General features: G+C 72.7%; 11 protein-coding genes and 1 riboswitch. Of the genes, 7 read left to right on the top strand and 4 right to left on the bottom strand.

Annotated elements, in window-relative coordinates:
• The 4 genes from gcvPB to VFW79_RS01845 all read left to right on the top strand — a co-directional run.
• Positions 1-1,507: aminomethyl-transferring glycine dehydrogenase subunit GcvPB (gene gcvPB, locus VFW79_RS01860; protein ID WP_329675613.1), on the top strand; the 1,507-nt coding region annotated here is incomplete at its 5' end.
• Complete coding sequence (gcvT, locus tag VFW79_RS01855; protein ID WP_329675612.1) at positions 1,504-2,679, top strand: glycine cleavage system aminomethyltransferase GcvT; 1,176 nt, start codon at positions 1,504-1,506, stop codon at positions 2,677-2,679. The genes gcvPB and gcvT, both read left to right, overlap by 4 nt.
• A gap of 57 nt (positions 2,680-2,736) precedes the next feature.
• Positions 2,737-3,117 carry a glycine cleavage system protein GcvH gene (gene gcvH / locus VFW79_RS01850; RefSeq protein ID WP_329675611.1) on the top strand — a complete coding sequence of 127 codons (381 nt, stop codon included), beginning with the start codon at positions 2,737-2,739 and terminating at the stop codon, positions 3,115-3,117.
• A 234-nt stretch (positions 3,118-3,351) separates the two neighbouring features.
• A complete protein-coding gene (locus tag VFW79_RS01845) occupies positions 3,352-3,579 on the top strand; it encodes a LuxR C-terminal-related transcriptional regulator (protein WP_414647838.1) in 228 nt (75 codons plus the stop codon).
• Here VFW79_RS01845 and VFW79_RS01840 read toward each other — a convergent pair.
• The gene (locus tag VFW79_RS01840; protein ID WP_329675609.1) at positions 3,540-4,514 is read right to left on the bottom strand and encodes a LysR family transcriptional regulator; all 975 of its coding nucleotides are present in this window, start codon (positions 4,512-4,514) and stop codon (positions 3,540-3,542) included. The genes VFW79_RS01845 and VFW79_RS01840 overlap by 40 nt on opposite strands.
• Positions 4,515-4,584: 70 nt before the next feature.
• Between VFW79_RS01840 and VFW79_RS01835 the strand changes: the two genes are divergently transcribed.
• From VFW79_RS01835 to VFW79_RS01825, 3 genes are all read left to right on the top strand, one after another.
• Entirely contained in the window at positions 4,585-5,682 is a 1,098-nt protein-coding gene (locus VFW79_RS01835) for a YeiH family protein (RefSeq protein ID WP_329675608.1), read from the top strand.
• A 25-nt stretch (positions 5,683-5,707) separates the two neighbouring features.
• A complete protein-coding gene (locus VFW79_RS01830) occupies positions 5,708-6,130 on the top strand; it encodes a (deoxy)nucleoside triphosphate pyrophosphohydrolase (RefSeq protein WP_329675607.1) in 423 nt (140 codons plus the stop codon).
• A gap of 128 nt (positions 6,131-6,258) precedes the next feature.
• A complete protein-coding gene (locus VFW79_RS01825) occupies positions 6,259-6,696 on the top strand; it encodes an Hsp20/alpha crystallin family protein (RefSeq protein ID WP_329675606.1) in 438 nt (145 codons plus the stop codon).
• 186 nt (positions 6,697-6,882) lie between these two features.
• On the opposite strand, the gene metE is transcribed toward VFW79_RS01825, so the two are convergent.
• The 3 genes from metE to VFW79_RS01810 all read right to left on the bottom strand — a co-directional run bounded on the left by metE (position 6,883) and on the right by VFW79_RS01810 (position 11,157).
• Positions 6,883-9,231 carry a 5-methyltetrahydropteroyltriglutamate--homocysteine S-methyltransferase gene (metE, locus tag VFW79_RS01820; protein ID WP_329675605.1) on the bottom strand — a complete coding sequence of 783 codons (2,349 nt, stop codon included), beginning with the start codon at positions 9,229-9,231 and terminating at the stop codon, positions 6,883-6,885.
• A gap of 2 nt (positions 9,232-9,233) precedes the next feature.
• Positions 9,234-10,280: a methylenetetrahydrofolate reductase gene (locus VFW79_RS01815; RefSeq protein ID WP_414647837.1), complete on the bottom strand. Its 1,047-nt coding sequence runs from the start codon at positions 10,278-10,280 to the stop codon at positions 9,234-9,236.
• 53 nt (positions 10,281-10,333) lie between these two features.
• Positions 10,334-10,428, bottom strand: a riboswitch (SAM riboswitch).
• Positions 10,429-10,524: 96 nt separating this feature from the next.
• Complete coding sequence (locus VFW79_RS01810; RefSeq protein WP_329675604.1) at positions 10,525-11,157, bottom strand: DNA-3-methyladenine glycosylase I; 633 nt, start codon at positions 11,155-11,157, stop codon at positions 10,525-10,527.
• Positions 11,158-11,275: the final 118 nt, after the last annotated feature.

The raw sequence follows: 11,275 nt of genomic DNA, 5'->3' as shown, positions 1-11,275 counted from the left end.
GACGCAGCTGCGGCGCACGTCGGAGTTCCTGACGCACCCCGTCTTCCACCGGTACCGGTCGGAGACCGCGATGCTGCGCTACCTCCGCCGGCTCTCCGACAAGGACCTCGCGCTCGACCGCACGATGATCCCGCTCGGCTCGTGCACCATGAAGCTCAACGCGACGGCCGAGATGGAGGCCATGACCTGGCCCGAGTTCGCCTCGATCCACCCGTACGTCCCGCGCGAGCAGGCCGCGGGGTACACCGAGCTGATCGAGAGCCTCTCGGGCTGGCTCGCGGAGATCACGGGCTACGCGGGCGTCTCGGTCCAGCCCAACGCGGGGTCGCAGGGCGAGTTCGCCGGGCTGCTCGCGATCCGCGGGTACCACGCGGCGAACCGCGCCGAGGGTGCGCCCATCCGGGACGTCTGCCTGATCCCGGCGTCGGCCCACGGCACGAACGCGGCGTCGGCGGCGCTCGCCGGGCTGCGCGTCGTCGTCGTCGCGACGGCCGACGACGGGTCGATCGACCTCGCCGACCTGCGCGCCAAGCTCGCGGAGCACGGCCCGCGGACCGCGGCGATCATGATCACCTACCCGTCGACCCACGGGGTCTTCGAGGCCGACGTCCGCACGGTCTGCGGCCTGGTCCACGAGGTCGGCGGCCAGGTCTACATCGACGGCGCGAACCTCAACGCGCTCGTGGGGCTGGCGCGGCCGGGAGAGTTCGGCGGCGACGTCTCGCACCTCAACCTGCACAAGACCTTCTGCATCCCGCACGGCGGCGGCGGGCCGGGGGTCGGCCCGATCGGTGTGGGGGCGCACCTCGTCCCGTACCTGCCGGGCGACCCGCTCGTGGCTGCGGGCGGCACGGCTGCGGCCGGCGTCGCAGCGCCCGTGACGGCGGCCCAGTTCGGCTCTGCGGGCATCCTCTCGATCTCCTGGGCGTACGTGGCCCTCATGGGCGGCGAGGGTCTGCGCCGCGCGACGGAGATGGCCGTGCTGGCCGCGAACTACCTCGCAGCCCGGCTCCACGAGTCCTACCCGGTCCTCTACACGGGACCGAACGGGCTCGTCGCGCACGAGTGCATCGTCGACCTGCGCCCGATCACGGCCGAGACCGGCGTGACCGCCGAGGACGTGGCGAAGCGGCTCATGGACTACGGGTTCCACGCCCCGACGCTGTCGTTCCCCGTGCCCGGGACGCTCATGATCGAGCCGACCGAGAGCGAGGACCTCGCGGAGCTCGACCGGTTCGTCGACGCGCTCGTCGCGATCCGCGGCGAGATCGACGCGGTCGCCGCGGGCAGCTGGCCGGTCGAGGAGTCGCCGCTGCGCGGCGCACCCCACACGGCCGCCTCGGTCGCCGCCGACGCGTGGGACAAGCCGTACGGCCGCGAGCTCGCGGCGTTCCCCCTCGCGAGCCTGCGCGCCGACAAGTACTGGCCGCCCGTGCGCCGGATCGACGGCGCGTACGGTGACCGGCACCTCGTCTGCTCGTGCCCGCCGATCGAGTCGTACTCATGACCGCCACTGCACCAACCGATCGGAGCCTTCCCGTGAGCGACATCCTGTCCCCGCTGCACGCCGAGCACGTCGCACTGGGCGCCACGCTGACGTCGTTCGCCGGCTGGCAGATGCCGCTCCGGTACGCGGGCGACCTGGCCGAGCACGTGGCCGTGCGGACGGCCGCGGGCCTGTTCGACCTGTCTCACATGGGCGAGCTCGAGATCACCGGACCGCAGGCCGCCGCGGCGCTCGACTACGCCCTCGTCGGCGACCTCTCCGCGCTCGACGTGGGCCGCGCGCGCTACACGATGATCGTCACAGAGGAGGGCGGAGTACTCGACGACCTCGTCGTCTACCGACTGGCGCCCGAGTCGTTCCTCGTCGTGGCGAACGCGTCGAACGTCCGCGTGGTGCGCGAGGCCCTCGCCGAGCGGCTGGCCGGGTTCGACGCGCAGATGGTCGACGCCTCGCTCACGACCGCGCTCATCGCCGTCCAGGGTCCGCGCGCCGAGGAGATCGTCGCGTCGGCCACCGCACCCACCGACCGGGCGGCTGTCATCGGCCTCGGGTACTACACCGCGACGAACGCGACGGTCGCCGGGATCGCCGCTCTCGTCGCGCGCACCGGGTACACCGGCGAGGACGGCTTCGAGATGTTCGTGCCGGCCGAGCACGCCGTGCAGCTGTGGCGCGACCTGCTCGCTGCCGGGACCCCCCTCGGGCTCGTGCCCGCGGGGCTCTCCGCGCGTGACAGCCTGCGGCTCGAGGCGGGCATGCCTCTCTACGGCAACGAGCTCGACCGCACGACGACCCCCTACGACGCAGGCCTGGGTCGCGTCGTCCGCCTCACGAAGACCGCGCCCGACGGGTCGCCGCTCCGGTTCGTCGGTCGCGCAGCGCTCGCCGCGCGGCACACGTCGGAGCCCGCCCGGGTGCTCGTCGGGCTGGAGGGGCTCGGCCGGCGCGCCGCCCGCCACGGGTACGACGTCGTCACCGGGACCGCAGCGGACGCCCCCGTCGTCGGGCACGTCACCTCCGGTGCGCCCTCCCCCACGCTCGGCCACCCCATCGCGATGGCCTACGTGACCCCCGAGGTGAGCGCACCCGGGGCGGACCTGGCGGTCGACGTGCGCGGACGCCGCGAGCCGGTGCGCGTCGTTCGACTTCCCTTCTACCGCCGAGCCCGCTAGACCTGGAGGAGTGGCGCGCCGCGCACGCTCCATTTTCGTCCACGACCTGGAGACCTGATGAGCAGCGTTCCCGACAACCTGCAGTACACCGCCGAGCACGAGTGGCTCGACAGCGGTGACCCGGCGACCGTCGGGATCACCGCGACCGCCGCCGACGCGCTCGGTGACATCGTCTACGTCGAGCTGCCTGCGGTCGGCGACGAGATCGTCGCCGGTGCGGTCATCGGCGAGATCGAGTCGACCAAGTCGGTCTCCGAGCTGTTCTCCCCCGTCTCGGGAACGGTCACCGAGATCAACGGCGCCGTGGTCGATGATCCGGCGCTCGTGAACTCCGACCCGTACGGCGACGGCTGGCTGATCAAGGTCACCGTCACGGCCCGCGGACCCCTGCTGTCACCGGCGGAGTACGCGGCCACCGCGGGGGCTGACGGGCATTAGCCCGAACGGGTGAATCTCATCACCCTCTCATCTTGGCTGTATCTCCCTGACCTGCACATCTACCTTCGTTTGTGTCCGTCGGAGCTCGCGCGGCAGCTGCCTCGGGTGATTGATGGGTGAAAAGCGCGTCATATTCGCGTCACCGGTCGATCTCCTCTAGTAACAGCCGCTCGACCACGGCACGCAGGGCCCTACACCCGGGCGCCGTGCAGCACACCGGAGGACACGATGATCATGCTCGAGGCAACACGCGAGACGTCTCAGCTCAACGAGCCCCTGACCCGCCGCGAGCGGGTCGTCCTGGCCGAGCTCGCAGAGGACGTCACCCTCGAGGAGATCGCGACGCGTCTGTTCGTCACGCGCAACACGGTCAAGTCCCAGGTGCGCAGCGTGTACCGCAAGATCGGCGTCTCGACGCGTGCTCAGGCCGTGGCCTGGGCCGAGGCGAACGGCTTTCGCTGACCTGAACCCGCAGCCTGGTCGTCGCGCGTGAGCCCGACGACCAGAGCCGCGAGCTCGCGCGCCGCCGGGGCCGGCTGCCGCCCCCGCGCCCACACCATGCGCAGCTCACGGCGCAGGTCGACACCCTCGACCCTGACCTCGTGCAGCGTGCCGGCCGCGATCTCGGCCCTGACCGTGAGCGCCGACAGCACCGCGACCGACCGACCACCCTGCACGACCGACTTCACCGCGGCCGTCGAACCGAGCTGAGCCGGCGTGCTGACCAGCGGATGACCCGCCGCCTCGAGAGCGCGTTCGAGCGTCGCGCGGGTCCCTGACCCGGCCTCACGCAGAACGAGCGGTGCCCCGGCCAGCTCCTGCGCCCCGACCGCGCGGTGGAGCCCGGCCCACGGGTGCCCCGGCGCCGCCACGACGAGCAACGTGTCATGACCGATCGTCCGGGTCCGCAGCCCCTCGGCAAGGTCCGGCCCCTCGATGAACCCCAGGTCAGCCCTCCCGTGCAGGACCGCCTCCATGACGTCGCGCGAGTTGGCCACGTCGAGGTCGACGACGGCCGCCCCTGCCGGCCGGGCCGCGAGCCAGTGCGGCACGAGGTACTCCGCGATGGTCATGCTGGCCGCGACGGTCAGGCGTCCGCCCTGCTCCGACCGCAGCGCCGCGACCTCGCCCTCGAAGGCGTCCGACGCGGAGATGACGTCCCGCGCACGCCCGACGACGCGTCGTCCCAGGTCGGTCAGCACCGTGCCGGCCGGTGAGCGCGTGACCAGGCTCAACCCGGTCTGCCGTTCGAGGCGCCTCAGCCCGGCGCTGAGCGACGGCTGAGCGATGCCGAGGGCGTGCGCCGCCGCGGTGATCGAGCCATGGGCCTCGATCGCGACGAGCAGCTCGAGCGCCCCGAGCGGTGTGCGCCGGCTCGCGACGGGATCCGTGGTCATAGCCTCAGGCTAGGGGTCGACAGCGAGGTCGGGGTTCTGCGGGCGACGCGGGTCGACCAGAGTCGTCCAGGTGACCCCGTCCCCACCGCACGCCCCCGCCGAGCTCCCGTCCGTCCCACAGGTAGCGGAGGCGTTGTCCCTGCCTGCACCGACGCTGCGCGAGCAGCGCGAGGACAGCCTCCCCCGTGCGCAGTCAGTGGTCCCCGGGGCGCTCGCGGCGCTCGCCGTGTCCGGCGCATGCCTCGCGCTGACGGTGGCGCTTCCGGCGGCGCCGGCACTGCTCGCGGCGATCGTGCTCGGGGTCGTCGCCCGCGCGGCGCATGTCGTCCCGGCGTCGTTCGAGCCCGGGCTGGCGTGGGTCGGTCGGCGGGTGCTCCGGATCGGTGTCGTCCTGCTGGGTCTCCAGCTGTCCGCGCGTGACGTGCTCGCCCTCGGGCCGGCGGAGCTCGCCGTGCTCGGCGGCACCGTCGCGACGACCTTCAGCGCGACGCTGTGGCTCGGCCGCCGGCTCCGGGTCGGTCGGACCCTCACGCTGCTGGTCGCGACCGGCTTCTCGATCTGCGGGGCGGCCGCTGTCGCCGCGATGAGTCCGGTGGCCGACGCCGAGGACGACGACGTCGCGACGGCGGTCGCGCTCGTCACGCTCTACGGCAGCGTCGCGATCCTCGTCGTCCCCCTGGTCGCCCGGGCGGCGGGTCTGAGCGACCGCACCGCCGGCCTGTGGGCCGGGATGTCGGTCCACGAGGTGGCCCAGGTCGTCGCGGCGGCCGGTGCGGTCTCCGCGGCCGCGCTCTCGGTCGCCGTCGTCGCCAAGCTGGCCCGGGTCGTCCTCCTCGCCCCGCTCGTGACGGCGGTCGGCGTGGTCCGGCGTCGCGCGGGCGCCCGCTCGAGCGGCGCGCGCGTACCGATCGTCCCGCTGTTCGTCGTCGGATTCCTCGTCGCGGTCGCCGTCCGCACGGTCGGGGCGGTGCCCGACGTCGTCGTCCCCGCCGTGCACGGAGCCACGACCCTCGCGCTCGGAGCGGCGATGGTCGGGCTCGGCACCCAGGTGCACGTCGCGCGGCTGGCCCGCTCGGGCGGGCGGGCAGTCCTGCTCGGCGGCGTCGCGACGACGATCGCGATGACCGTCAGCCTCGGCGGGTTGCTGGCCGTGGGTGCCCTCGGCTGAGCCGTCGGGCTGACAGACTCGCTCCATGAACCCACCCGTGCTCGTCGTGGCCGCCGCCATCGTCGACGACCTCGACGACCCGCGTGAGCTCCTGGCGGCTCGGCGGGCCGTGCCGGCAAGCCTCGCGGGGCGCTGGGAGTTCCCCGGCGGGAAGGTCGACGACGGCGAGTCCCCCGAGGAGGCGCTGCACCGCGAGATCCGTGAGGAGCTCGGCATCCGTGTCGTGCTGGGCCCGGAGCTCGTCGGGCCGGACGACGGGGCCTGGCTGCTCTCGGAGCCGTACACGATGCGGCTCTGGCTGGTCGAGGTCCAGGACGGCACCCCGGAGCCGCTCGTCGAGCACGACCGGGTGCAGTGGCTGCCCGTCGGGCACTGGATGACGGTCCCCTGGCTGGACGCCGATGTGCGCATCGTCGAGGCGCTCGCCGCCCGGCAGACGGCCCTCTGAGGTCTGGCACTCACGCTCGTCGAGTGCCAAAATGAAGGCGTAGCCGCCCGACCCTGCAAGCCATCCAGGTCGGGCCCGTTCCGAGGCATCGGGCGGTCCGGTGCCTCACCTTCAGGGAGGTGATGGGTGTGGCTACGCGATTCGACCCATTCCAGGACATGGACCGGCTTGTCGGTGAGATGTTCGGGTCCGCCCGGGCAGCCGCGACGATGCCCATGGACTTCTTCCGTTCCGGTGACCACTACGTCCTGCACGTCGACCTGCCAGGTGTCGACCCCGGCACGATCGACCTGAACGTCGAGGACCGCACGCTCACGCTTCGTGCCGAGCGGTCCCCCGTCGAGCACGACGTGCAGTGGTACCTCCGCGAACGCGCGACCGGCTCGTACGTCCGTCAGATCACCGTGGGCCGCGGCATGGCTCTCGACAAGATCGACGCGACGTACACCGACGGCGTGCTGACGCTCAGCATCCCGGTCTCCGAGGATGCCAAGCCGCGCAAGATCGAGGTCCAGCACGGCAGCCAGCCCGCGACGATCACCCAGACCGCTGAGCACACGGCCTAGCTGTCGTCGCGTGAACCCTCCGACGTACCGTGCGGCGGTTCAGCAGTGAGCTGCGGCGCGGCCACGGGCTGAGTCCGGTGGCCCGGGCGGGTGGGAGCCCGCCCGGGCCATCCAGCCCGTGCACACGCGAGCCCCGGTCGAGCCAGGCCGACCGGGGCTCGGCGTCGTTCTACGCCGGGGTGGTGCTCAGAGGGTCGCGCGGACCGCCCGCGTCGCAGCGAGCATGTGCTCGAGCGACGGGGTGACCTCCTCGTAGCGGCGGGTCTTGAGCCCGCAGTCAGGGTTGACCCACAGCTGGTCCGCATCGATCGACCGGACGGCCTCGGTCAGCAGCTCGGTGACCTCACCCTCGGTGGGGACCCGCGGCGAGTGGATGTCGTAGACGCCCGGGCCGATGCCGCGCGCGTAGCCGGCACCCGCAATGTCCCCGATGATCTCCATCTTCGACCGTGCCGCCTCGATCGACGTCACGTCGGCGTCGAGGCCGTCGATCGCGCCGATGATCTCGCCGAACTCCGAGTAGCAGAGGTGCGTGTGGATCTGGGTGTCCAGGCGGACACCCGACGTCGCGAGCAGGAACGACCGGACCGACCAGTCCAGGTACGCCGCGTGGTCGGCGGCCTTGAGCGGCAGCAGCTCCCGCAGCGCGGGCTCGTCGACCTGCACGACCGCGATCCCGGCAGCCTCGAGGTCCTCGATCTCGTCGCGCAGGGCGAGCGCGACCTGGTTGGCCGTGTCCGCGAGCGGCTGGTCGTCACGCACGAACGACCACGCGAGGATCGTGACCGGGCCGGTGAGCATGCCCTTGACCGGCTTGGCCGTGAGCGACTGCGTGTACGTCGTCCACTCGACCGTGATCGGCGCCGGCCGGGATACGTCGCCCCACAGGATCGACGGACGCGTGCAGCGCGAGCCATAGGACTGCACCCAGCCGTTCTGGGTGACCGCGAACCCGTCGAGGTTCTCGGCGAAGTACTGCACCATGTCGTTGCGCTCGGGCTCGCCGTGGACGAGCACGTCGAGGCCGATGGCCTCCTGGAGCTCGACGACGCGGCGGATCTCGGCGCGCATCTCGTCCTCGTACTGCGCGGTCGTGAGGTCACCCTTCGCGTGGGCCGCGCGCGCCTTACGGATCTCGGGCGTCTGCGGGAACGAGCCGATGGTGGTCGTCGGCAGCGGCGGCAGCGCGAGACGCGCGGTCTGAGCCGACCGACGGTCGGCGAACGGTCCACGGTGGAACTCGTCCTCGGTCAGCGCGGCGACGCGCTCCCGGACCTCGGGCCGGACGACACCCGGCGCCGCGGCGCGCGACCGGACCGCGTCGCTCGCGGCGAGCAGCTCGGCGTGGATCGCCTCGCGGCCCTCGGTCAGGCCCTCGGCGAGCGTGACGACCTCCGCGACCTTCTGGTCGGCGAACGCGAGCCACCCGCGCAGCGTCGGGTCGAGCGCGGGCTCGTCCTCGACCGTGTGCGGGACGTGGAACAGCGACGTCGACGTGCCGGCCGCGACCTGGGCCGCACCGAGCGTCTCGAGCTGCTCGAGGACCTGCAGCTTCTTGTCGAGGTCCGCGCGCCAGATGTTGTGACCGTCGATCACCCCGCCGACGACGACCTTCGAGGTGAGGCCCTTGACCGCGACGGTCGGGGCCGCACCGCGGACGAGGTCGAGCGCGATGCCCTCGACGTCGGTCGCGGCCAGCACGCCGAGCGCGGCACCCAGGTCGCCGTACGGCGCCGCGACGAGGATCGCGGGGCGGTCGGGGCGGGCCAGCACGGTCGCGAGCACCCGGTAGGCCTCGGTGACCGCGGCGCGCACGCGCTCGGGGGTCACGGTGAGCGAGTCCGAGACGAGCGCGGGCTCGTCGAGCTGGACCCAGGTCGCACCTGCCGCTGCCAGGTCGCGCAGCAGGTCGACGTAGACGGGCAGCAGGTCCGCGAGCCGGTCGAGCGGCTCGAAGCCCTCGGGGGCGCCCTCGGTCGGCTTGGCGAGCGCGAGGTACGTGACGGGACCGACGAGGACCGGGCGCGTGAGCACGCCGTCCGCGAGGCCCTCGGAGAACTCGCGCACGGGGCGGTCGCTCGCGTAGCGGAAGGTCGTCTCCGGTCCGATCTCGGGGACCAGGTAGTGGTAGTTCGTGTCGAACCACTTGGTCATCTCGAGCGGCAGGTCGTCACCGCGGCCGCGCGCGACCGTCGAGTAGCCCGCGAGGTCCAGGCGACCGTCGGCGTCGGCCAGGTCCGCGAACCGGGCCGGGACCGCGCCCACGACGGCAGTCGTGTCGAGCACGTGGTCGTAGAAGGAGAACGCGCTGGGGATAGCAGGGACGTCGGTGCGCAGCCCGAGTCCGGCCAGGCGCGCCCGGGTCTGCTTGCGCAGGTCCGCGGCCACGGCCTCGACGTCGTCGGCCGACGTCTTGCCTGCCCAGAAGGCCTCGAGGGCCTTCTTGAGCTCACGGTGGGGTCCGATCCTCGGGTAGCCGAGGATCGTGCCCGCCGGGAACTCGGGGACGGCGGGTGTGGTGGTCGTGCTGGTCATGATCAGCCCCTCGGAGAGTGGTCGGTCTGGGGTGCGGTGACCTGCGGCTCGCTGGCCTGGTCGGGAGCTGTCGGAGCTCCCCCGCCGAGGTGTGCACCCTCGAGCAGGTCAAGTGCGGCGTGGTGCATGTTGAACGTGTAGATGTGGACGCCGGGCGCGCCACCGTCGAGGACGCCGTTGACGAGGTCGACGCTCGCACGGATCCCGACGCGGTGCCGCTCGACCTCGTCGTCCACCGAGCCGAGCAGCTCGAGCAGGTCGCGCGGCACCGGGACGCCCGTGAGCGCCTCGACGCGCACGAGACGGGCCGGGTCGGTCGCCGGGATGATGCCCGGGATGATCGGGATGGTCACGCCCGCGGCGCGCGCCTCGGCCACGAGCTCGAGATACGCCGAGGCCTCGTAGAAGACCTGCGTGATCGCGAAGTCCGCGCCGGCCTGCTGCTTGGCGAGCAGTGCCGCCACGTCCTGCGCTCGCGTGCTCCCCGTCCCGGCGTTGCCGCGCGGGAACGCCGCGACGGCGATCGAGAGCGGCCGGACCGTCGCGCGGACCTTCTGCGCCGGGCTTGTGGAGCAGCGGCGCGCCTCGATCTCGCGGAGCAGCTCGACGAGCTCGGCGGCGGTCGACAGCCCCTGCGGGTGCGGGTGCCAGTCCGGCTCGTGGACCGGCGGGTCGCCGCGCAGCGCGAGGAACGACCGCACACCCTCGTCGAGGAACTCCTCGACGACCGCCGTGACCTCGTCGCGCGAGGTCCCGACGCAGGTCAGGTGCGCGATCGGGTTGAGGGACGTCTCGCGGAGCAGTCGGCGGACGAGGCCGCGCGTCGTGTCGCGCGTCTTGCCCGACGCGCCGTACGTCACCGAGACGAAGTCCGGGCGGGCGGCGCTCAGCGCCTGGATCGTGGCCCAGAGCTTCGGGGCGGCGTCGGGGTTGCGCGGCGGGTAGAGCTCGAACGAGACCGTCGGGCGGTCGATGGGCGCAAGGGCGTCCCGGTGCCGGGGCGCTGCCTCGGTCCGGGCGTCGACCGACGCCTCGGGTGTGGCGGTCACGGCGAGACCCCGGACGGGCTCCACGGACACGGTGCCGAGCAGATCATGGTTCAACTCCATCGGGCCTGGCGGAAGCACCCACACCCTCGCTCGAGGGGGGTTGCTGCGGCGTCAGTGAGCCAGGACTCTCGACCGCTCTGGATGGTGGGCCGATGCTAGTCCCATCCCGGATGTTGAGCAACGCTTCTCAACCAGCGAGACGATCGGGTCCCGCGATCCGGCCGTCCGGTCGCCGGTCCTGGCCTCAGCGTGCCAGCACGACCCGGCAGCCAGCCAGGTGGTCGTCGACCACACCGCACGCCTGCATCGACGCGTAGGCGGTCGTGGGCCCGATGAACCGGAAACCCAGGCTCTTGAGCTCGCGGGCGAGCGCCTTCGACTCGTCGGTCTGGCTCGGGACGTCGGCCCACGACGCGGGACGCTCGCGCCCCGGCGCGGCCGGTGCGTGCGACCAGACCACCGCGTCCAGCGTACGACCCGCCTCGACGAGCGCCAGGAGCGCCCGGGCGTTCGCCACCGTCGCCTCGATCTTCGCGCGGTTGCGCACGATGCCGGCGTCGGCCAGCAGACGCGCGACGTCGGCCTCGTCGAAGCGCGCGACGAGCTCGGGGTCGAAGCCCGCGAACGCCGCACGGAACGCCGGGCGCTTGCGCAGCACCGTGATCCACGACAGCCCGGACTGGAACCCCTCGAGGGCGATGCGCTCGAACAGCGCACGGTCGCCGTGGACAGCCACTCCCCACTCGTCGTCGTGGTAGGCCTCGTACAGCGGGTCGCCGTCACCGAAGCAGCGCAGGGCAGCGGGCGGGCCAGGCTCGCCGGATGCCGGCTCGGTGGGTGCAGGCTGGGTGGGTGCAGGCTGGGTGTCAGCGGTCATGAGTGGAGTCTGCCGCGCCGGCCTGACAGCAGCGGGCGCTTCTCCACAGGCCTGCCGGCACGGGCCGGTTCAGTGCGCGTCGTTGCGGCGCGTCGTCAGGGACTTCGGTTGGGCGGGG

Source organism: Cellulomonas sp. (assembly GCF_036279715.1).
Lineage (GTDB): Bacteria > Actinomycetota > Actinomycetes > Actinomycetales > Cellulomonadaceae > Cellulomonas_A.
Note: the sequence above shows the minus strand (reverse complement) of the source record. Positions and strands in the feature narration are given on the sequence as shown.